The organism is Roseovarius pacificus (genome assembly GCF_900142665.1).
Classification (GTDB): Bacteria; Pseudomonadota; Alphaproteobacteria; order Rhodobacterales; family Rhodobacteraceae; genus Roseovarius; species Roseovarius pacificus.
In genome coordinates, this window is the sequence record NZ_FRBR01000005.1 from 36,293 (window position 1) to 58,211 (window position 21,919).

21 protein-coding genes are annotated in these 21,919 nt (G+C 62.2%); 11 read left to right on the forward strand and 10 right to left on the reverse strand.

The features are described from left to right. Nucleotides 1-24: 24 nt before the first annotated feature. From BUB53_RS10445 to BUB53_RS10465, 4 genes are all read right to left on the reverse strand, one after another. Nucleotides 25-1,680 (reverse strand): MFS transporter, encoded by a 1,656-nt coding sequence (locus BUB53_RS10445; protein WP_073034711.1) that lies wholly within the window; start codon nt 1,678-1,680, stop codon nt 25-27. A 307-nt stretch (nt 1,681-1,987) separates the two neighbouring features. Then, the gene (arsC, locus tag BUB53_RS10455) at nt 1,988-2,329 is read right to left on the reverse strand and encodes an arsenate reductase (glutaredoxin) (RefSeq protein ID WP_073034713.1); all 342 of its coding nucleotides are present in this window, start codon (nt 2,327-2,329) and stop codon (nt 1,988-1,990) included. Then, complete coding sequence (locus tag BUB53_RS10460; RefSeq protein WP_073034714.1) at nt 2,326-3,384, reverse strand: quinone-dependent dihydroorotate dehydrogenase; 1,059 nt, start codon at nt 3,382-3,384, stop codon at nt 2,326-2,328. Before BUB53_RS10460 ends, arsC begins: the two co-directional genes overlap by 4 nt. Further along, entirely contained in the window at nt 3,381-3,719 is a 339-nt protein-coding gene (locus BUB53_RS10465; protein WP_073034912.1) for a DUF952 domain-containing protein, read from the reverse strand. Before BUB53_RS10465 ends, BUB53_RS10460 begins: the two co-directional genes overlap by 4 nt. Before the next feature lie 203 nt (nt 3,720-3,922). Between BUB53_RS10465 and BUB53_RS10470 the strand changes: the two genes are divergently transcribed. Then, nucleotides 3,923-5,122 (forward strand): class I SAM-dependent methyltransferase, encoded by a 1,200-nt coding sequence (locus BUB53_RS10470; RefSeq protein ID WP_073034715.1) that lies wholly within the window; start codon nt 3,923-3,925, stop codon nt 5,120-5,122. Nucleotides 5,123-5,245: 123 nt separating this feature from the next. Further along, complete coding sequence (locus BUB53_RS10475; RefSeq protein ID WP_073034716.1) at nt 5,246-6,247, forward strand: type I glyceraldehyde-3-phosphate dehydrogenase; 1,002 nt, start codon at nt 5,246-5,248, stop codon at nt 6,245-6,247. 80 nt (nt 6,248-6,327) lie between these two features. Here the strand turns inward: BUB53_RS10475 and BUB53_RS10480 are convergent, their stop codons facing one another. Both BUB53_RS10480 and BUB53_RS10485 read right to left on the reverse strand, forming a co-directional pair. Then, a complete protein-coding gene (locus BUB53_RS10480) occupies nt 6,328-8,187 on the reverse strand; it encodes a hypothetical protein (protein ID WP_143163188.1) in 1,860 nt (619 codons plus the stop codon). 270 nt (nt 8,188-8,457) lie between these two features. After that, nucleotides 8,458-8,736: an acylphosphatase gene (locus BUB53_RS10485; RefSeq protein ID WP_073034718.1), complete on the reverse strand. Its 279-nt coding sequence runs from the start codon at nt 8,734-8,736 to the stop codon at nt 8,458-8,460. Nucleotides 8,737-8,863: 127 nt separating this feature from the next. Here BUB53_RS10485 and lepA point away from each other — a divergent pair, with 127 nt between their 5' ends. The 7 genes from lepA (at nt 8,864) to BUB53_RS10520 (ending at nt 13,693) form a co-directional block, all read left to right on the forward strand. Beyond that, nucleotides 8,864-10,663 carry a translation elongation factor 4 gene (lepA, locus tag BUB53_RS10490; protein ID WP_073034719.1) on the forward strand — a complete coding sequence of 600 codons (1,800 nt, stop codon included), beginning with the start codon at nt 8,864-8,866 and terminating at the stop codon, nt 10,661-10,663. A gap of 244 nt (nt 10,664-10,907) precedes the next feature. Further along, entirely contained in the window at nt 10,908-11,594 is a 687-nt protein-coding gene (locus BUB53_RS22465; protein ID WP_143163189.1) for an AbiU2 domain-containing protein, read from the forward strand. A 233-nt stretch (nt 11,595-11,827) separates the two neighbouring features. Further along, entirely contained in the window at nt 11,828-12,067 is a 240-nt protein-coding gene (locus BUB53_RS10500) for a hypothetical protein (protein ID WP_073034721.1), read from the forward strand. A gap of 106 nt (nt 12,068-12,173) precedes the next feature. Next, nucleotides 12,174-12,422: a hypothetical protein gene (locus BUB53_RS10505; protein ID WP_073034722.1), complete on the forward strand. Its 249-nt coding sequence runs from the start codon at nt 12,174-12,176 to the stop codon at nt 12,420-12,422. A 216-nt stretch (nt 12,423-12,638) separates the two neighbouring features. Next, entirely contained in the window at nt 12,639-13,151 is a 513-nt protein-coding gene (locus BUB53_RS10510) for a PhnA domain-containing protein (RefSeq protein ID WP_073034723.1), read from the forward strand. A gap of 90 nt (nt 13,152-13,241) precedes the next feature. Then, nucleotides 13,242-13,430, forward strand: a complete 189-nt coding sequence (locus BUB53_RS10515; protein WP_073034724.1) for a hypothetical protein — start codon at nt 13,242-13,244, stop codon at nt 13,428-13,430. A 77-nt stretch (nt 13,431-13,507) separates the two neighbouring features. Further along, on the forward strand, nt 13,508-13,693 hold the full coding sequence (locus BUB53_RS10520; RefSeq protein WP_073034725.1) for a CTP synthetase: 186 nt from the start codon (nt 13,508-13,510) through the stop codon (nt 13,691-13,693). A 93-nt stretch (nt 13,694-13,786) separates the two neighbouring features. On the opposite strand, the gene BUB53_RS10525 is transcribed toward BUB53_RS10520, so the two are convergent. Next, nucleotides 13,787-14,545, reverse strand: coding sequence for an alpha/beta fold hydrolase (locus BUB53_RS10525; protein ID WP_073034726.1), 759 nt, complete (start codon nt 14,543-14,545; stop codon nt 13,787-13,789). Nucleotides 14,546-14,634: 89 nt separating this feature from the next. Between BUB53_RS10525 and BUB53_RS10530 the strand changes: the two genes are divergently transcribed. Then, nucleotides 14,635-15,009, forward strand: a complete 375-nt coding sequence (locus BUB53_RS10530; RefSeq protein WP_073034913.1) for a hypothetical protein — start codon at nt 14,635-14,637, stop codon at nt 15,007-15,009. A 116-nt stretch (nt 15,010-15,125) separates the two neighbouring features. On the opposite strand, the gene glyA is transcribed toward BUB53_RS10530, so the two are convergent. Next, nucleotides 15,126-16,433: a serine hydroxymethyltransferase gene (gene glyA / locus BUB53_RS10535; RefSeq protein WP_073034727.1), complete on the reverse strand. Its 1,308-nt coding sequence runs from the start codon at nt 16,431-16,433 to the stop codon at nt 15,126-15,128. 171 nt (nt 16,434-16,604) lie between these two features. On the opposite strand from glyA, the gene BUB53_RS10540 reads away from it, so the two are divergent. Next, the gene (locus tag BUB53_RS10540; protein ID WP_073034728.1) at nt 16,605-17,366 is read left to right on the forward strand and encodes an NAD kinase; all 762 of its coding nucleotides are present in this window, start codon (nt 16,605-16,607) and stop codon (nt 17,364-17,366) included. 57 nt (nt 17,367-17,423) lie between these two features. On the opposite strand, the gene prpE is transcribed toward BUB53_RS10540, so the two are convergent. Together prpE and BUB53_RS10550 are read right to left on the reverse strand one after the other, a co-directional pair. Then, the gene (gene prpE, locus BUB53_RS10545; protein WP_073034729.1) at nt 17,424-19,316 is read right to left on the reverse strand and encodes a propionate-CoA ligase PrpE; all 1,893 of its coding nucleotides are present in this window, start codon (nt 19,314-19,316) and stop codon (nt 17,424-17,426) included. A gap of 250 nt (nt 19,317-19,566) precedes the next feature. Further along, nucleotides 19,567-21,846: an NADP-dependent malic enzyme gene (locus tag BUB53_RS10550; RefSeq protein ID WP_073034730.1), complete on the reverse strand. Its 2,280-nt coding sequence runs from the start codon at nt 21,844-21,846 to the stop codon at nt 19,567-19,569. Nucleotides 21,847-21,919: the final 73 nt, after the last annotated feature.

A 21,919-nucleotide genomic window follows, 5' to 3' on the forward strand; every position in this document is an offset into this window, starting at 1 on the left:
CGCAGGCGCCTCTTTTGACCAGGCTCAGTCCTTGGTGCGCAGGCGCGAATGCTGCACCAGCCAGATCACCAGCAGAGGCACCCCGACGGTGATCGCCGTGACCACGATCAGCAGAATGCCCAGTTGCGAATAATCCGCCGGAATCGACACCGCCCCGGTTGCAGGGTCGGTGACCTCGCGGGTGACGATGAAGATCTGGTTCAGGTATTTGGTTGTCAGGCTCGACGCCGACAGCGCCAGGTTGGTGAACGAGGCCATGACCGCGAAAAACGTCGCCTTCAGGCTTTCCGGCGCATTGCGCGCGATCCAGGCCAGCATCGGGATCATCGCCACCTGCCCAAGCGGCGATTCCACCGCCGTATCCAGAATGGCGATGAATCGCGCGTCCACCACGTCGCCGGTCAGCGGGGCGGTGACATTCTGAATCCCGTAGTACAGCCCGATATTGGGCAGGGTCATGACTCCCCCCGCGATAGCCAGCATCGCCACGATCCACACGATCGGGCGGCTGGCCATCATCGGGCGCAGCACCACCATCCCCACCAGCGTCAGAACCGAGGTGATCAGTGACAGCACCGACAGGAATTGCTGGTCGAACCCCAGCACGTCGATATTGAACCATATGATCCCGTCGCCGGGCCGGGGCACCGCGCGGAACATGAAGATGATCGTCGCCGTCCCGATCAGAGCGCGCGCCTGTGCGGGCGTCAGCACCGCGATCAACTGGCGCATCAGCAGCAGGACGATAGCCATAGACCCGGCAAAGACGATCTCCTGCCCATAGGGCACCTGTCCCAGCCCCACGGCCATCGTCAGCGCCACGAAGGCCCCGCCGCCGATGAAATACCACGGGTTGGGTTTCGTGTCCTCGTCGGGGCGCTCGAACAGGGCGTCGGTCTCGGCTTCGCTCAGCCCCTTGCGCAGCATGTCGTGCCGGGCGCGGTATTTCTGGACACCGGCCAGAACCACGCCGCTGACCGACACCAGGGGGATCGACAGCGCCAGCAGATAGATCGTCGCATAGGTCTCGGCCTTGGCGCTCGCGTCCATCGCCTCGATGCCGCGGAACATCCAGATATTCATCGCCGCCACCGCCACCGTGCCGGAGATCAGGGCAAACCGGCCCAGCGTCTGCATGGTGACATGCAGGGCGCGCGATTGCTCTTCGGGGAGCGGCTCGCCCGCCGCGTCCACCCGCGGCACCGCCTCGACCGACATCGCATCGGCCACCGCATCCTGAATGACCAGCCCGCAAGGGCTCAGCAGGAACGAGGTGATGTACCACGCGCTGACCGGCATGATGGCTTCCATCATCGCGGTCTGCGTGATCACCAGGTACATGATGATCATGCTCAGCCCGATCAGCCCCGCGCCCAGATAGACCAGCAGCCATTTCCAGCGCCACATGATGTCCACCAGATGCCCCAGCGGCATTTTCAGCGCCCAGGGCAGCCCGGCCCAGAACGCCAGACCGGCCAGATAGGCCGCCGACAGATCCAGATATTCCTTGACGAAGAACGTGCCGACGATCCCGGTCAGCCCGGAAAACCCTGCGGCGAAATAGACCATCAGCGGTGGCAGGAAGGTCCAGCGCATCTGCCGCGCCAGATCGAACACCACCGCGTCGATCCAGCCCCTTATGCCGCGCGGCCTGCGCGCACTTGCCCCGCTGCCTGTCATCCGCCCTCCGGTGTCGTCATGCGTTTGGGGATTTAGTCATCCAAATCCGAAACGCGCAATATCCGGGCACTCGTTTCCCGGATCGCCTGCGATCCGGTTCGCGCCCGACCCCGCCCCCCAGGGCGGGCGCGAATTGCTCCACCGTTTCAAAGAAATCCGGCGTTGCAGCTTTGAAACGACCGCGGTGCGGATGTCACTGCGCCCACCCTCGGGATCGGGCGCGACCCTGCCGTTGTTCCCCCCATTGGACATTGGAGCGAGCATCACTCCCACGGCATAAGGCCCGTTCCTGTCGCCTGAAAAGCCGTCACAGGATGTCCAGCACCCGCTCGGGCGGCCGCCCGATCACCGCGCGGCCACGGGCAAAGACGATGGGCCGTTCGATCAGCTTCGGATTGGCGGCCATCGCCTCGATCAGCACCTCGTCGTCATCGGTTTTCGACAGGCCCAGGTCCCTGAACACCGCCTCGCCGGTGCGCATCATCTCGATCGTGCGCAGCCCCAGCGTGTCGCGCGTTGCCCGCAAGGCATCGGCATCCGGCGCATCGTCCAGATAGCGGCGCACCGTCACCTCTTCGCCGCGCTCTTCCAGCAGGGCCAGCGCCTGCCGGGACTTGCTGCATCTCGGATTGTGCCAGATCGTGATCATATCCACGCGTCCCGTCCCGTGCCGACCGCATCGGCCACATTTGCAAACCCGTCACGCTCCAGCAGGCCGTCCAGCCCCCGCGCGATGCGTTCGACCAGCGAAAGCCCCTCATAGACCAGCGCCGAATACAATTGCACCGCACTGGCCCCGGCGCGGATCTTTTCATAGGCCTGCTCGGGGCTGGCCACGCCGCCCACGCCGATCAGCGGCATCTCCCCCGCCGTCAACTGCGACAGCCGCGCCAATACGCGCGTCGATTTCCCGAACAGCGGCGCGCCCGACAGCCCGCCCTTTTCCTGCGCGTGCGGCCCGTGCAGCCCGTCACGGTCCAGCGTGGTGTTGGTGGCGATGATGCCCGACAGGCCCGAGGCCCGCGCCACATCCGCGATTTCCGACAATTCGCCGTCGCTCAGGTCCGGCGCGATCTTCAGGAATACCGGGATCGGACGGGGCAGCCCGCCGCGCGCCTCCATCACCCCGCGCAACAGTTGCGCCAGCGCCTCGGCGCCTTGCAGGTCGCGCAGCTTTTCGGTGTTGGGGCTGGACACGTTGACCGTCGCGAAATCCAGATGCCGCCCGCAATGGGCCAGCACGCGGGCGAAATCCTCGGCCCGGTCGGCGCTGTCCTTGTTCGCCCCGAGGTTCAGCCCGATCACCGCGTTGCGCGGGCGATTGGCCAGCCGCTGTGCCACGGTCTCCATGCCCTCATTGTTGAACCCGAACCGGTTGATCACCGCCCGGTCCTCGGCCAGCCGGAACAGGCGCGGACGTGGATTGCCGGGCTGCGGGCGCGGCGTGACGGCCCCGACCTCGATAAATCCGAATCCGGCGCGCGACAGCGGGCTCAGCGCCTGCGCGTTCTTGTCGAACCCGGCGGCCAGCCCCACGGGGTTGGCCATGCTCAGCCCCGCCACCGTGCAGCGCAGCCGCTCCGAGGTGACAAGGCCGGGCAGGGGCGTCAGCCCCGCGCGCAACGCCATCAACGCCGCCTTGTGGGCGGTCTCGGGCTCCAGCCGATGCAGGGCCGTCAGCCCCAGCCGCTCCAGCGCGGTCACGACAGCCCCGCCGGGAACCGATGCGCACCGTTGTCCAGCGGCAGCGGTTGCGCCCAATGCACGTCCTCCAGCTGCAACTCGCGATAAAGATGCGGAAACAGCGCGCCACCGCGCGAGGGCTCCCATTTCAGCGCATCGCCCAGCCTGTCGGTCTCGACCGCCAGCAGCATCAGCCCGTCCTCGCCCGCGAAATGTTTGGCCGCCGTTTCCGGGGCCTGTTCGGCGGTCGAAAAATGGATATAGCCATCGCTCAGATCGACCGGCGCGCCGGTGCTGGTGCCCGCCTCGCGCAGCGCCTGCCATTCATCGGCACGGAATATCTTGTAGATCAGCATGGGCAGGTGATGCCCTGCCGCCGCGGATCGGTCAAGCGTCAAACCGCCCCTGCGGGGGCGGGGGGGCGGAAACGCCCGGAATAAAGGCGCGCTTTGCCCGCCGTCGGGCATCACCCATCCTTCCAACCACAGCTTTCCGCCTTTGCATCCGCCGCCAAACGGGGCATGGTCGCGCCTGTCACGAACCAGAGCCAGACCCGCCGATGACCACCGTCAAGGATCAGTACGAAGCCTACCCTTACCCCGAACGCGACCCTGCGGACGAGGCCAGACGCCTGATCACCGGCTCGCCCTCGCACCCGCTGGAAATCGACCATTTCCTGTTTCAGGGGCAACGCGACTGGTCGCGCCCCCTGCGTGTTCTGGTGGCGGGCGGGGGCACGGGGGACGGGCTGATCCAACTGGCCACTCTGATGAAACAGGCCCGCCGCCCGGCGCAGATCACCTATGTCGACCTGTCCACCGCCTCGCGCAAAGTGGCCGAGGCCCGCGCCCGTGCGCGCAACCTCGACAATATCACCTTCATCACCGGCAGCCTGCTGGACGCGCCCGATCTGGGGCAGTTCGATTACATCGACTGCTGCGGCGTGCTGCATCACCTCCCCGATCCGGCGGCGGGGTTTTCGGCCCTGCGCGCCGCGCTCGCACCGGGGGGCGGCATGGGTTTCATGGTCTACGCCCCCTATGGCCGATCCGGCGTCTACCCGTTGCAGGCGGCGTTCGGCGCGCTCTATGACGGACTGCCACCCAAGGACCGGCTGGCGCAGGCGCGCAAGCTGATCGAACACCTGCCCCAGGGCCACCCGTTCCGCACCAATCCCAATCTCGGCGACCACAAGGACAGCGATGCAGGGTTTTACGACCTGCTCCTGCACAGCCAGGACCGCGCCTTCAGCGTCACCGAACTGGCCGACACGATGCAGACCACCGGCTGGGCGCTGTCGGGCTTCACCATGCCCGCGCTCTACGACCTGTCGCGCCTGACCGACCGGCCCGGCCACCTGAGCGATATTCAGGCCATGGCCGTGGCCGAACAACTGAACGGCACGATCAAGACCCATGTGGGCTATGCGGTGGCGGCGGATCAGCCCCGCAGCCCCGCCACAGGCCGCAACCGTGCCCTCATCCCGCATCTCAAGGGGGTGGACCCGCGCGCCCTGGCACAGGCCGTGGCGCAGGGCCAGCAGCCGAAAATGAGCTTCGCCACCACCACCGTGCGCCTTGCCCTGCCCAAACAGGCCGCTCCTCTGATCGCCGCCATCAACGGTCAGCGCAGCCTGAGCGAGATCGCCCGGCACACCGGCACCGACCCCATCGGCATGGGCGCGCTCTGGTCCAGGATCGAACAGGCCACAGCGCCCTGGGGGCTGCTGCTCTATTCCTCGATCCTCAAGGCCGGGTAGGGGGCATGCGCGGGCCCCGCGTCATTCGCCAGCCCGTTGGCGGTTAATGCCGCTTTCGCGGTTGGCATTCCCGCTCTCCCGCGTCAGGGTGGCGCCACGTCAGATCAGCCGGAGGCCCGCCCCATGCAATCCCGTCCCATCCGCGTCGCCCTCAACGGGTTCGGCCGCATCGGCCGGACACTCCTGCGTATCCTGTTGCGCGACGCACCGGATATCGAACTGGTCCTGATCAACGAGATCGAGCCGCTCGCGACCTGCGCCTACCTCTTCCAGTACGACAGCGTCTTTGGCCCCTGGCCCGGCACTGTCACGGCACAGGACGGTGCGCTGAATGTCGATGGCCGCGCGATCCCCTTCCACTCGGAATACGACCTGCGCAAGCTGGACCTGTCGGGCGTGGACGTGGTGCTGGAATGCACCGGCATGGGCGGTGCGCGCGCCATGGCCGAACGCGGGCTCGAGGCGGGTGCCGCCGCCGTGCTGGTCTCGGGGCCCTCCGCCGAGGCCGACATCACGCTGGTGCTCGGCGCGAACGAGGACGATCTGGAGGACGAGCGCATCATCTCCAACGCCTCCTGCACCACCAACGCGCTCGCGCCTCTGGTGCGCCTGCTGGACGATGCGTTCGGCGTGATCAGCGGCCAGATGACCACCGTGCATTGCTATACCGGCAGTCAGCCGACCGTGGACAAACCCCGCGGCGCCCCCGAACGCAGCCGCGCCGCGGCGCTCTCGATGGTGCCCACCACCACCAGCGCGCAACACCAGACGGGCCTTGTCCTGCCGCACATGAAAGGCCGGATCGAGGCCCGCGCGATCCGCGTGCCCACCGCCAGCGTGTCCTGTATCGACCTGACGGTGCAAACCCGTGAGAACGTCAGCGAAGACGCGGTCAACGCCGTGCTCAGGGCCGCCGCCGACCGCTCGCCCGTCTTCGGCTGGACCGATCAGCCGCTGGTCAGTTCCGACCTGCGCGGGCGGTCCGAGTCGGTGATCCTCAGCGGCCCGGAAACCTCCGTATCCACTGGCGGGCTGCTGCGGGTGTTCGGCTGGTACGACAACGAATGGGGCTTTTCCTGCCGCATGCTCGACATGACCCGCCTGATCGGCGCACGCTCAGGCTAGAAAAACGATTTCTTCAAAAGAAATCGGCCCGGAACCTTTTCAAGGTTCCGGGGCAGGGCGGGAGATCGGGGGGGAATGTCTTACGGATGCATGGCGTTGATCATGGCGGGCATTTGCTCGCCGATCGTGCCATCAAGTGCCTTGTCGAGAATCACGCGCTTGGCTTCTGTGGCTTCCTGAGTATTCGCGGTCCGCGCAAATGCGTTTGCGATCGCCAGTTGAGCGCGCCAGGGGTAAGGTTCATTGTCAGAAATCTCGGCAAATGCGTCTGCCGCCTCGGCCAAACGATCATGTTCTGCCAGTGCCGCCACCATATCTGCACGTAGGCTATTCACCGTGTTGCGGGCCATTTCCCTTGGTGTGGGGTTGGGACGGTCCTTTGGCCAATAAGCGGGTGGTTCATCTTTGGTATCAGAAATCAGGGGCAACAGGTCTTCCAGTTGTCCGAAGATAATGTCTTTGTTTCCGAACCGCCCTGCATTCGCCTGTCCACGCAAGGACCACGCCAGGACATCCAGTTTGTGTCCGGGATCATCTGACGCCTCGGACCACATGGTCACGCGATCCTCATCGCCTGCCGCGGCAAGCGCAGCGACGAGCGCCCTATCAACTCGCCGATGGCGGTTTTTGTGATCAGCGATCCAAAGGCGCAAAACCACATCGGCAAGCTGCCCACCGCGCTCCACATCACCCGCCTCCAGCACCCCCTGCGCTGTCAGGCTGATTTCGTACTGCCCCAGGCTCGGGACTTCCGGAATGAGTGATGGCATCTCCGAAAAATACAGATCGGCGGCGGTTGCAGCGTCTTTTCGTTCGTCTGCATGATATAACATCAACTGGAATACCAGAACAGAGCGCTGTCTTGGGTCCGTTACCCTGTCCAGCAATGTGTCGATTCCCTCGTCATGTCTTTCTGTGAGTATGTGACGGGCAAGATTCTGCAAAAAAACCGCTTTCAAAGCCGGGCTTTCAATCGCTGTTAACATTGCTTCATAGCGGCGCAAGGTGTCGTCTGAAATCCTAGGGAAATAATCGCTCTCTGTCTCCAAAAATAGCATCGACGTATCCTGAAATAATAACGACGACATATTTTGAATTGCAGTGTCAAAACTTAGCCCGTATTCACGGGCCCTCCCTATTGCGTCCTCCACCCTGCCGGCTTCGGCCAGAGCTGTGACATGAGAGCTTTGCACCAGCTTTCGTGCCTTGGGTGCGGCCAAATCCAGAAACTCGGATATGTCGTTTTCGGCTTTCCGGTGCAGCTTGTCATATTCGGCCAGGACGGACACGGATGTCAGGTGTGTCAGCAGAAGACCATATTGCTGGCTGTCCTGAGGCACGGATTTTGCGGTCTGGTACAGAGTTTCCAGGATAGGGTGAGCATCTTCCGGCCAGCCGTAAAGCGCCATCAATCGAGCAAGGCGCAGCCCTTTCGACAGGGTTATGTGCCTGCCGCGTTCCTTTGGCAGATGTGGTGCAACCGCGCCATGAATGCGCCGGGCCAAATCCATGTCACCGATTTCAGCGGCGTCTTCTGCCATCGGCAGCATGTCCAGAGCTTTGTACCGTGAAGTCGGGGGGGCTTCAGCGAGTGTTTCGGTTGCCGCCCAGATAAGTTTGCCTGCGGGCTCTGTTTGACCCGCTGCCGCAAATGCATCGGCCATACGCCGCAAAGATCGCCAATCCGCATTCGCGGTGTAGGTTTCAATCAGGCGGGTGGCATGGTCAGGCGCCTTTGGTAGCAACATGGCAGCATAGCGCAGCGCCAGTTCCCGGCGTGCCGTGGGATCGGCTTCGGCGTTGATGATGTGATCGGCGACGGCGGACAGGCAGGATGCATCAATATCTGCCGGGCAGAACTCCACCGCACTTTGCGCCTGAGCCGGCGCACCCAAACCCAAAGTCGCCAACGCCAGTAAACACAACTTGCGGAACGTCATGGCGAAACCCTTCATCGACCTGGTAACATGTAGTGGTTTACCCCTGCACGTTCATGTACGCCTTTGCAAGTCGTGACGGCGCTGCCGTGAAATCCGGCGTCAGGCCCGTAATTCTCCTGACTGTCGTCATGCCGCCCTGAGGAACAGCCATCACATGGACGGCCCTCGTGTGAAGTCCGGGTTTCGGTCATTGGCGTCACACGGCTCAATTGCCGCGCATGCCTCTGTGCGGTGGCGTGCACCCTCCTAGGTTCGCAGGCACCACTACCCTCACCGCCGTATCTCGAACCCCTCGAATCCTTCCGGCGCGGCCTCGGAGCTGTCCACCCGATCCACCCGCGCCACGGAAGGCCCCTCATGCAGCGTGGCCAGCATGCCCTGCACCATATCGCGCGGCCCCTCGATCCAGGCGCGCACCGTCCCGTCCGGCTCGTTTCGCACCCAGCCGGTCAGCCCGCGCGCCTGTGCCTGCCGTTGCGTCCACACCCGGAACGACACCCCCTGCACCCGCCCGGTGATCCGGGCCTCGATGGCGGTTGCTTCGCTCATGTCGGGCCTCCTTTCGCTGTTTTCGCCGGACCGCGGCAAGAACCGCGTTCGGCCAGATGCACAAAGGCCGCGGCCCCCTCACGCAGCCCATTGACCCCCACGCAAATACACCGCATATCCCCCTACCATGACACCGCTCTCGCATATCCGCAATTTCTCGATCGTGGCGCATATCGACCACGGGAAATCCACGCTCGCCGACCGTCTGATCCAGATGACCGACACCGTGGCCGAACGCGACATGAAGGAACAGCTTCTGGACGCGATGGATATCGAACGCGAGCGCGGAATCACCATCAAGGCCAACACCGTCCGCATCGACTATACCGCCGAAAACGGCGAGCAATACGTGCTCAACCTCATCGACACGCCCGGCCACGTGGATTTCGCCTACGAGGTCTCCCGCTCCATGCGCGCGGTCGAGGGCTCGCTTCTGGTGGTCGACTCCACCCAGGGGGTCGAGGCGCAGACGCTGGCCAATGTCTATCAGGCGATCGAGGCCGACCACGAACTGATCCCCGTGCTGAACAAGATCGACCTGCCCGCCAGCGACCTCGACCGCGTCGCCGAACAGATCGAGGACGTGATCGGCATCGACGCCTCGGGTGCGATTCCGGTGTCGGCCAAGACCGGGCAGGGTATCCGCGAAACGCTCGAGGCCATCGTTCACCACCTGCCCGCCCCCACGGGCGACGCCAGCGCGCCGCTCAAGGCCATGCTGGTGGACAGCAAATACGATCCCTACCTTGGCGTCGTCGTGCTGGTGCGGATCATGGACGGGGTGATGAAGAAGGGCGACAAGATCCGCATGATGCAGACCGGCGCCACCTATGGCATCGACCGCATCGGCGTGTTTCGCCCCGAAATGACCGTCGTCGATGAGCTGGGGCCGGGCGAGATCGGCTTTATCACCGCCTCGATCAAGCAGGTCCGCGACACCAGGGTGGGCGATACGATCACCCATGAAAAACGCCCCTGCGAAACGCCCCTGCCGGGCTTCAAACCCTCGGTCCCGGTGGTGTTCTGCGGCCTTTTCCCCGTCGACTCCGCCGAATTCGAAAGCCTGCGCGACGCGATCGAGAAACTGGCGCTGAACGACGCCTCCTTCTCCTTCGAAATGGAAAGCTCCGCCGCACTCGGATTCGGCTTCCGCTGCGGCTTCCTGGGCCTGCTGCACCTCGAGGTGATCCGCGACCGGATCGAACGCGAATACGATATCGACCTGATCACCACCGCGCCGTCGGTGGTCTATCATGTCTACATGAAAGACGGCTCCATGCAGGAGCTGCACAACCCCGCCGACATGCCCGACCTGACCTATGTGGATCACGTCGAAGAGCCGCGCATCAAGGCGACGATCCTCGTGCCCGACGAATATCTCGGCGACGTTCTGAAACTCTGCCAGGACCGGCGCGGCATCCAGATGGACCTGACCTATGCGGGCGCCCGCGCGATGGTGGTCTATGACCTGCCCCTGAACGAGGTGGTGTTCGATTTCTACGACCGCCTGAAATCGGTGACCAAGGGCTATGCGTCGTTCGATTACGAGATCACCGGCTACCGGCAGGACAATCTCGTGAAAATGCAGGTGCTGGTCAACGACGAACCCGTCGACGCCCTGTCGATGATGGTACACCGCGACCGGGCCGAAATGCGCGGCCGCGCCATGTGCGAAAAGCTCAAGGAACTGATCCCGCGCCATATGTTCAAGATCCCGATCCAGGCCGCCATCGGCGGCAAGGTCATCGCCCGCGAAACCCTTTCGGCCATGCGCAAGGACGTGACCGCCAAATGCTACGGCGGCGACGTGACCCGTAAAAAGAAACTGCTGGAAAAGCAGAAGGCGGGGAAAAAGAAGATGCGCCAGTTCGGCAAGGTGGAAATCCCGCAACAGGCGTTTATCTCCGCGCTCAAGATGGATGAGTGATCCATTTGAGGCGTGACAGGCTCCCCCCGTCTGAACCGTAGGGTGCGCATTCACTGCGCACCGCCACGCCACATTCGCCCGCTATCCCCGGCGCGGCTTCTTGAAAAACGCGAATTGCAATGCGTGAGAAGATACAATCATGCAATCATGCAATTTTTGAGAAGAGTTTTAAGATTATGTTCGCGCTTGGTTTTTACTTGCGCTTGGTTCATTTCAATTTGGAAGGTTTTTGGGGGGAACTGATATGGGAGGCGCCAAAGAGTACTATGACCTTTTGCTGCATGAGCTCTACACAGCGCGGATAGAGTGGCGACTTTACCGATCACTATTTGGCACAAATAAAGAAACGGTTGATTTGCTGAATGAAATTTCAGGACTGACAGCACAAACTCTTGAAAGAGTTCTGTTTGAACGCACTCTTTTAAACCTGCGAAAATTGACCGACCCTTATGAGAAACAGCGCGGTAAGCATCTCTCAGTAACCACGAAAGGGCTTTCTCGCTATTTTGATTGTTCGGATAACACATTGAGGAAACTAGTTAACCAAGCGGAAAGAGCAGCGAGTTTCGCGCGGGATTGGTCGAACAAGAGGATTGCTCATAGTGATCTAGACTACAAAGCACGCAAAGCGAAACTCGAAAAGGCCAGTAGAGCAGCAGTTGAAGATGCGCTTACGTCAATTGCCGATGTACTAAAGTGGGTCGCCCATGAACACTTTGACACTACACTTGTCACTCATCCCATACCGCCACTCGACGACGAGCGGCGTTTTCTAAAGGCGCTCTACCTTGGAAAATCGGAAATGGAGCGTGTGTCTGGAAAGAAGCAATTGCTCTTGGAGCAAAGACGTTATGCCGAACTTGATGAATTTCGCGCAGTAAGTGAAATTCCAGATTGGCTAGTAAGAAAGAACCCACCAATTGATGTCTAGTTAACGCTGGGATCTTAAAGAAATCTACGTGTATTCTCCGAGAACGCCGACGTTCGGGCGCGCGCCGGCTTTGCCCCGGCTGGTCGATCCGAATGCATCGTATCGTCCGGCGCCCACCCTCCGGCCAACTGGCGCACCACCCATCGCCCTCGGCACCATCCCGCCGATCCGTTCGTCTCCCCCCTCCGCCGTCCTATCTCCCTAAATACCAACCAAAACGGGAGGACCAACCAATGAAACATCTTGCATTCACCGCCATCCTTGCCCTGATCGCGGCTCCGGCCGTGGCCAGCCAGTGCCCGATGGACATGTCCAGGATCGACGCGGCGCTGGAAACCGCGCAGCTTTCGGACGAGCAACTGGCCGAGGTCGAGGCCCTGCGCGCCGAGGGCGAAGAACTGCACGCCGCGGGCGATCACGCGGCCTCGGTCGAAACGCTGGGGCAGGCCAAGGATATCCTCGGGATCGAATAACAGCGCAGGGGTGGCGGGCACATTCCCTCACGTCTGCTTGAGATTCGTGGCATCGCCGCCCCGCAGCCCCCATATCTAAAGGATTGAGACGAAAGGAGGTCCTCAAATGGACAGACTGAGCCTTGTTCTCATCCTTGCCGTGGGCCCCACCCTGACCGGCAGCTTCCTGACCGTCGTTCTGGGTCTGGGCTACTACAGCTGGCCTGCCATCGCCGGGGCGATCCTGCTCGGGCTCGTGCTGACATGGCCTGTGTCCTATGTGGTGTCGCGCTGGATTAAACGGGACGATCCCTATTTCGATCACACACGGCGCAAGGGCAGCCTGATGCCCGACCCCGACGCGCGCGAAGTCTGACGCGCCCCGGGTCTGAGCCACGCGGCATCCGATACCGCCCCCGCGCAGGTCGCGCGGGGCAGGACGGGTTTGCACGCATGCGGCCGATATAATGCCTTCCCGTAGCAGGCAGGCCGCCATCCTTGCCCTTCTGCGCCCCACGGGGTTGTTTTCCCTGTTATTCCCCCGTTCGCATCGCCTATACCGCAGGTATCTCAACTATCCCGGATATCTGCCATGCCCTGCGCCCTGTGCTCCTCTGATGCCCCGCTGATCGCTTATCCCGTGCCCGGCGGGCCGGAAGAGGCCACCGCCCACATTTGCGCCACCTGCGCCGAGCAGATCGACGGCACGCCCGATCCGGATCACTGGCGCTGCCTTGCGTCCTCCATGTGGTCCGAAGACCCGGCCACGCAGGTGCTGGCCGCCCGGATGCTGGCCCGCCTCTCGCCCGAGCACGGCTGGGCACAGGATCTGGCCGATCAGCTCTGGCTCGAGGACGACATCCGCGCATGGGCCGACAACGTCCCGCAGGACAGCGGCCACCGCGACAGCAACGGCGCGCCACTGATGCAGGGCGATACCGTGGTTCTGATCAAGGACCTGCCGGTCAAGGGCGCGGGCTTTACCGCCAAGCGTGGCACGGCGGTGCGCAACATCTCCCTCGTCCCCGACAACCCCGCCCATATCGAGGGCCGCGTCGAAGGGCAGCGCATCGTCATCCTGACCGAGTTCGTCAAGAAGCGCTGACCGCGCGCAGTCCGGGGCCGCGCCATGCAGATCGTCTGCTGCACCCGTCGCGGCCCCTGGCGTGCATGCAAAACAAAACGAGAGAGGCTCATGCTCTGGCTGACGATCATCCTGCACCTGTTCATCGGCGCCACCCTTGCCGGGGTCGGCATCGTCGTGTTGCTGGTCATCGGGCAGGGCGGCGCATGGGCCCTGGCGGGCGCGGTGCTGGCCGGATTCCTGCTGGCCTTTCCGGTGGCGTGGCTGGTGGCGCGCGCGATGCATGGCGACGGAACCTGACCCAGATCAAGGTGCGCCACATTGCGTTTCGATAACATGACTCCACGCGCGAGCTTTACCAGCCAAGAGGGCACGACATGCTGCGTTTGGGATTCATTCTTTACCTTTTCATCGGCACCACCTTTGCCGGGTCGGCGATGATTGCCGCGCTGGTCGCCGGGTACGATACCACGATGCCTGTGATCTATTCCTCCATCGCCGGATTCGTTGCGGCGATTCCGGTGGCCTGGCTGGTCGCGCGGGAACTCTATTCAGGCGACTGAGCGGGCCATTGCGTCCATGTTGGGCGCATCTGTCCGCTGGAGTGGCGATTTTCGTACGAAAGGCGCGTACACTTCGTACGTTTCGTACGAAACTCAGCCCAGCCAGGTACGGATCGCGGCCTCGAATTCGCGGGGTTTCTCGGCATGCAGCCAATGCCCCGCACCGGGGATTTTCGCGAACTGCGCCTTGGGGAATAGCGATTTGATTTCATTGTGATATTCCCGCTTCACGTACTCCGAGTCCGCCCCCGAAAGGAACAGGGCAGGGCCGCCATAGTGTTTGCCGGTCATATCGGGAAACGACAGGATATTCGGCATCTCGGCGGCCAGAACATCCAAATTCAGACGCCATTTTTTCTCTTTTATATCAAGGGATTGCGTGAAAAAACTGATCAGGGTCGGATCGTCGACAAGCCCCTCCAACTGCTCCGCCACGTCCGAACGCTTTTCAACATCCGACAAATCGACCGCTTTCATCGCGTCGATATACTGTATCTGGGTGTGGGTATAGGTCACAGGCGCAATATCTGCCACGATCAGCCGGTTCACCAGTTCGGGCCGTGTCAGCGCCAACACCATCGACGCCTTCCCCCCCATCGAGTGCCCCAGCACATCGAACGGCCCGTCAAGATCTTGTAAAACCCCGGCCAGATCGTCGGCAAGGTCCGGGTAGGAATGTGTATCATACCAAGGACTTAGCCCGTGGTTTCGCATGTCCACGGCGATCACCTGCCGTGCGTCGGACAGCCGTTTCGCGATCACGCCCCAGTTTCGCGCCGAGCCGTAAAGCCCGTGAACGATCAACAATCCGGGCCGGTCGGTCTTTGTGCCATGTTGAATAAGGTTCAGCATAAGCCGTTGATAACCGGGGCAAAGCCCGTGCGCCAGCCCTGTTGAGTGTGCTGCGTCCGCGGGGTATGCTGCATCTTCCGGAGGCATTGATGATCGACCCGCACAGACTATCCGACCCTGTCACCGAGCTGGAGCAGCTCTTGCGCGACCGTCTCGGTACGCGCGGTCGTGACTTCGGGGTGAAACTGCGCCGGGCCGGGCGGCGCTTGCCGCGCTATGCGCGCAATGCGGGCCGCCGGATCACATCCGCCCAGACCAAACTGGCGCATCCCAAACTGGCGAGGCTGGTCGATCAGGCCGCACTTGACCGGGACATGACCGTGCTGCGCGATACGCTCAAGGACATCGACCCGAAGGAACGGCGCAAGGATGCGGTCCTGTCGGTGCTGGGCAGCGTCGTGCTGAACCTGATCCTGCTGGGCGCCGTGATCCTGGCCTTTCTGTGGTGGCGCGGTGCGATCTGATTGCAGCCAATCTGGAGGCAACAGGTTAACATCACCTTACCGTCCCGTGCGCTGCCATGAAAAAGCCCCGCGCAAATAAACCGCGCGGGGCATTAATTCACTTCGGAAACAGTGGCTTAAAGGTTCGGGTACAGCGGGAAGCGCTTGCACAGTTCCGCGACTTCACCTTTGACTTTTTCCTCGACCGCGCTGTTGCCCTCTTCGCCATTCGCGGCCAGCCCGTCGACCACTTCGACGATCCAGTCGGCGATCTGGCGGAACTCGGCCTCACCGAATCCGCGCGTCGTTCCTGCGGGCGAACCCAGACGGATACCGCTGGTGACAGTCGGCTTTTCGGGATCGAACGGCACGCCGTTCTTGTTGCAGGTGATATGCGCCCGGCCAAGTGCTTTCTCGGTGGCGTTACCCTTGACGCCCTTGGGCCGCAGGTCGACCAGCAGCACATGGGTATCGGTGCCGTGGGTCACGGTATCCAGCCCGCCCTTGATCAACTGATCGCTCAGCGCCTGCGCGTTCTTCACAACCTGTTGAATATACGACTTGAATTCGGGGCGCAGGGCCTCGCCAAAGGCCACGGCCTTGCCGGCGATCACATGCATCAGCGGGCCGCCCTGAATGCCGGGGAAGATGGCCGAGTTGATCTTTTTGGCAATCGCCTCGTCATTGGTCAGGATCATGCCGCCACGCGGGCCGCGCAGGGTCTTGTGCGTGGTCGTCGTGGCCACATGCGCATGCGGGAAGGGCGAGGGATGTTCGCCCGCAGCGACCAGACCGGCAAAATGCGCCATGTCCACATGCAGATAAGCCCCGACCATGTCGGCGATCTCGCGCATGCGGGCAAAGTCGATCTGGCGCGGGATGGCCGAACCGCCCGCAATGATCAGCTTGGGGTTATGTTCCTTGGCCAGCGCTTCGACCTGATCGTAGTCGATCAGGTTGTCCTGCTTGCGCACACCGTATTGCACGGCATTGAACCACTTGCCCGACTGATTGGGCGCAGCGCCGTGCGTCAGGTGACCACCGGCATCGAGGCTCATGCCCAGGATGGTATCGCCGGGTTTGATCAGCGCGGTGAACACGCCCTGATTGGCCTGGCTGCCCGAGTTGGGCTGTACGTTGGCGAATGCGCAGTCGAACAGCTTGCAGGCGCGTTCGATGGCAAGATTTTCTGCAATATCAACAAATTGGCAGCCGCCATAATACCGCCGGCCGGGATAGCCCTCGGCGTATTTGTTGGTCATTACGCTGCCTTGGGCTTCCATCACGGCGGCCGAGACGATGTTTTCGCTGGCGATCAGTTCGATCTCGTCGCGTTGGCGGCCAAGTTCCAGGCCGATGGCCTCGGCGATCTCGGGATCGCGTGTGGCAAGGGATTCGGTAAAGAACCCTTCGGAGACAAAGGGCTGGTTTCCATCATGAGGCATTGCGGCAACTCCGTCCGTGTGACTTTGATGATTTCCTATCGGAAACTCTGCGGGCTTGGAAGGTTTTAAAGCGACAAATGAGCTTGTCGTACCGGCATTACTGGTACAACAGGTGGAAATGTGGTTCGATCCGATCCACAAGACGCGCTTTGGAAACAGGACGGTGCGCTGATGGACAGAAAAATCGCCTTTGTCGCCAGCGATGCGCCTTCGGCCCAGACGGCCAGGGCGGCGTTGATCGGGCGCTATGGCAATGTGCCCGAGGACGAGGCCGACGTGATCGTGGCGCTTGGCGGGGACGGGTTCATGCTGCAAACTCTGCACGGCACGCAAAATCTGACCGCACCTGTCTACGGCATGAACCGGGGCACTGTCGGGTTTTTGATGAACGAATATTCCGAAACCGACCTGCGCGAACGGCTGTCCGCCGCCGAGGAAGAGGTGATCAACCCCTTGGCGATGAAGGCGCAAGGCGCGGATGGCACCATGCACGAGGCCCTGGCGATCAACGAGGTCTCGTTGCTGCGCGCGGGGCCGCAGGCGGCCAAGCTGCGAATTACGATCGACGGGCGTTTGCGGCTTGAAGAGCTGATTTGCGACGGCGCGCTCGTGTCCACGCCCGCCGGATCGACGGCTTACAACTATTCCGCCCACGGCCCGATCCTGCCCATCGGATCGGATGTGCTGGCCCTGACGGCCGTTGCGGCATTCCGCCCGCGCCGCTGGCGCGGGGCGCTGTTGCCGAAAAAGGCTCATGTGCGCTTTGACGTAATCAATCCCGAGAAGCGCCCGGTCATGGCCGATGCCGACAGTATCTGGGTGGAAAATGTCCTGTGGGTCGAAATCCGTTCGGAATCCGAAGTGGAGCATCGCATCCTGTTCGATCCCGGCCACGGCCTGGAAGAACGCCTGCTGCGCGAACAGTTCGTGTAAGGGTATCCATGTCCGGGGCATGCCAGCGGTATCGCGCGCCCCGGACATGGGTGTGTATCAGGCCTTGGCGTAGCCGATGGTTTGCAACGCGTCCTTGATTTCATCAAGAATCACGGGATCGTCGATGGTGGCGGGCATCTTGAATTCGGTCCCGTCCGCGATCTTGACCATGATTGCGCGCAGGATCTTGCCCGAACGCGTTTTCGGCAGGCGGTCTACCACGACGGCCAGTTTGAAGGCCGCCACCGGGCCGATCTGGTCGCGCACCATGGCGACGCATTCCTTGACGATTTCCGCATGGTCGCGGTTCACACCCTTGGTCAGGCACAGGAAGCCAACCGGTAACTGCCCTTTCAATTCGTCCGATACACCGATCACGGCGCATTCGGCCACGTCGGGATGGGCTGCCAGAACTTCTTCCATGCCGCCGGTGGACAGGCGATGGCCTGCGACATTGATCACGTCATCGGTGCGCGCCATGATCCACAGATAGCCGTCTTCGTCCTTCATCCCTGCATCGCCGGTTTCATAATAGCCGGGGAAGGTGTCCAGATAGGATTTGCGGAACCGGTCCTCGGCGTTCCAGAGCGTCGGCAGGGTGCCGGGGGGCAGGGGGAGTTTCACGGCAATCGCCCCAAGTTCCCCCGCGGGCATTTCATGACCGGCCTCGTCAAGGATTTGCACGTCATAGCCCGGCATCGCCACGGTCGGTGAACCGGTCTTGACCGGCAGTGCCTCGATCCCCGCGGGGTTTCCCGCGATGGTCCAGCCGGTTTCGGTTTGCCACCAGTGGTCATAGACAGGGACGCCCATGATATCGCGCGCCCACTCGATGGTGTCGGGGTCGGCGCGCTCGCCCGCCAGATACAGCGCGCGCAGGCATGAAATGTCGTAATTCTTGATTAGCTCGCCCTTGGGATCGTCGCGCTTGATCGCGCGGAACGCCGTGGGAGCGGTGAAAAAGCTGCGCACGTTGTGCTCGGAAATCACGCGCCAGAACGTGCCCGCGTCGGGCGTGCCCACCGGTTTGCCCTCGAACACGATGGTGGTGTTGCCGTGGATCAGCGGCGCATAGCAGATGTAGGAATGCCCCACGACCCACCCCACATCCGATGCGGCCCAGAACACGTCGCCCGGATCGACATTGTAGATGTTCTTCATCGTCCAGTTCAGGGCCACCAGATGCCCGCCCGTGTGGCGAACGACGCCCTTGGGCGCGCCGGTGGTGCCGGACGTGTACAGAATATAGGCCGGATGGTTGCCTTCGACGGGAACGCAATCCGCCATCTCGACACCGTATTGGAAGGCGTGCCAGTCCACGTCGCGGCCTTCTTCCAGGTGGGCGACTTCCTCTTCCCTTTGGAAGATTACGCAGAAATCGGGTTTGTGTGTGGCCTGGTCGATTGCGCCGTCCAGCAGCGGTTTGTAATGTACCACGCGGCCCGGTTCCAATCCGCAAGAGGCGGCGATGATCGCCTTGGGCTTGGCGTCGTCGATGCGCACGGCCAGTTCGTGCGCAGCGAACCCGCCAAAGACCACCGAGTGGATCGCCCCGAGCCGTGAGCAGGCCAGCATCGCCTCAAGCGCTTCGGGAACCATCGGCATGTAGATGATGACCCTGTCGCCCTTTTCGATCCCCTTGGCCCGCAAGGCCCCGGCCAGACGTGCCACGCGCGAGCGCAGTTGGGCGTAACTGATCTTTTGCTTGATGCCGGTGATCGGGCTGTCATGGATGATCGCCGTGCGCGCGCCATGTCCGGCCTCGACGTGGCGGTCCACGGCGTTATAGCAGGTATTGACCATGCCGTCGGAGAACCACTCGTAAAGATTGTCGCCCTTGTCGAACAGCGCTTTGCCGGGGGCGGTGTCCCAATCGATTGCCCGGGCCTGTTCCATCCAGAAGCTTTCGGGGTCCTGCTTCCAGCCTTCGTAGATGTCCTCGTATGCCATGGTATCCTCCTCCGGTCTTGTGCCGTTGTGTTACGGAGGGGATCGGGCTGCGGCAAGAGAGTTGGCGCATTGCAGGACAGATTACCGCAGGAGATTTGCAGGAAATGGCGAAATTGGCTTGCAAATTTTTGCAAACCCCTAGGTGTGAGGGGCTTTTTTGGAAAAGTGAGCGAGTTTTGCAAATCTGCAAATCGCCTCGCTGCAAAGTCACGTTATTGCGCCCGAACCAGATTCGCCATGTTTTGTCGACTCACCCGTAATGGGCAACAGGAGTTCCCGCGATGGCTGCCATGTTCAGCAAGCCGCGTGCGGTGATGCCCTGATTGACCACATGGGCGCGGTTGCCCATTCCCATCAGGATCGGACCCACTTCCAGCCCGCCGGCCTTCATCTTGAGGATGTTCCGCACGCCCGAGGCCGCATCGGCATGGGCAAAGATCAGGATATTGGCCGCCCCCTGCATGCGGTTGTCGGGCAAAAGCCGCGCGCGCAAATCGGGGTCGAGCGCCGTATCGACATTCATTTCTCCTTCGTAGGCAAAATCGCGCGCTTTGCTATCGAGGATTTCCAAGGCGGCCCGAAGCCGTTTCCCCGATCCTTCGGCCTGATTGCCGAATTGCGATTGCGAACAGAAAGCGACGTTGGGTTCGATCCCGAACCGGCGCACGTGACGGGCCGCGCCGATGGCGACCTCGGCCAGCTGTTCGGGCGTGGGCAGAGAATGCACATGTGTATCTGCAATGAACAGGGGCCCATCTTCGAGGATCATCAAGGACAGCGCGCCATGCGGACGGTATTCGTGATTGCCCAGAACCTGCGTGACATAGTTCAGGTGCCAGCGGTATTCGCCGAATGTCCCGCAGATCAGGCTGTCGGCCTCGTCTCGATGCACCATCACTGCGCCAATCGCGGTACTGTTGGTGCGCATGATAGCCTTGGCCAGATCAGGCGTGACCCCGCGGCGCTTCATCAGGTCGTGATAGCTGCCCCAGTAATCGCGATAACGCGGGTCGTCCTCGGGGTTCACCACGTTGAAATCGCGACCGGGCCGGATTTCCAGCCCCAGGCGTTCGCAGCGGCGGTCGATCACCGAAGGTCGTCCGATCAGGATAGGGTGTTCGGTGGTTTCCTCCAGAATGGCCTGCGCGGCGCGCAGTACGCGCTCGTCTTCGCCTTCGGCAAAGACGATCCGGCGCGAGGCTGTCGCGGCGGCCTCGAACACCGGGCGCATCAGCAGGGCGGATTTGAAAACGCTGGCGTCCAGGTTGCCCTTGTAGGCATGCAGGTCTTTTATCGGGCGCGTGGCAACGCCCGACTCCATAGCGGCACGGGCAACGGCGGTCGAGACGATGCCCGACAGGCGCGGATCGAACGGTTTGGGGATCAGGTAATCGGCCCCGAAATTCAACTGTTCGCCCTGATAGGCCGCAGCAGCCTCGGCGCTGGTGGTGGCGCGCGCCAGCTCGGCGATGCCGTCCACACAGGCGATCTGCATGGCGTCGTTGATTTCCGTCGCTCCCACATCCAGCGCGCCCCGAAAGATGAAGGGAAAGCACAACACGTTGTTCACCTGATTGGGAAAATCGCTGCGCCCGGTGGCAATGATGGCGTTGGGGGCGGCGTTGCGCGCCTCGTCGGGCATGATCTCTGGGGTGGGATTCGCCAGGGCGAAAACGATGGGCCGGTCGGTCATCTTTTTCACATGCCCCGGCTTCAGAACATTGGGGCCTGACAGGCCAAGGAACATGTCCGCGCCTTCGATCACATCGTCGAGTGTGCGCAGGGTCGTGTCCTGTGCGAATGCCTCTTTCTGCGGGTTCATGTCCTCGGTGCGGCCCTTGTAGACCAGCCCGTGAATGTCGCACAGCCAGATGTTTTTGCGTTTGACGCCCAGTTTTAACAGCAGGTTCAGGCAGGCAATACCCGCCGCCCCGCCGCCTGTGCTGACGATCTTGATATCCTCGAATTTCTTCCCTGCCACATGCAGCGCATTGGTGGCGGCCGCACCCACCACGATGGCCGTGCCGTGCTGATCGTCGTGAAAGACGGGAATATCCATGCGTTCACGGCAAAGTTTTTCGACGATGAAGCAGTCGGGGGCCTTGATGTCTTCCAGATTGATCGCGCCAAAGGTCGGTCCGAGGGCGCAGACGATATCGGCCAGCTTCTCGGGGTCTTTTTCGTCCACTTCCAGATCGAAACAGTCGATATCGGCGAATTTCTTGAACAGAACCGCCTTGCCTTCCATCACCGGTTTGGAGGCCAGCGCGCCGATATTTCCCAGCCCGAGCACCGCCGATCCGTTGGTGACCACGGCCACAAGATTGCTGCGCGCGGTATAGCGGCTGGCGTTTGCGGCGTCGTCCTTGATTTCGAGGCAGGCCTCGGCCACGCCGGGGGAATAGGCCCGCGCCAGATCGCGACCGTTGGCCAGCGGCTTGGTGGCGCGGATTTCCAGTTTGCCAGGTTTGGGATACTCATGGTAGGTCAGTGCCGCCTGACGCAGGCTGTCCTTGTGGCTGTCGGTCATGGAAATCCTCCCTCGCAGCATTTAGTTTAGTGTTAAACTATTTTTTGGCGTGCGCAATCCCGCCTGCGTAGTG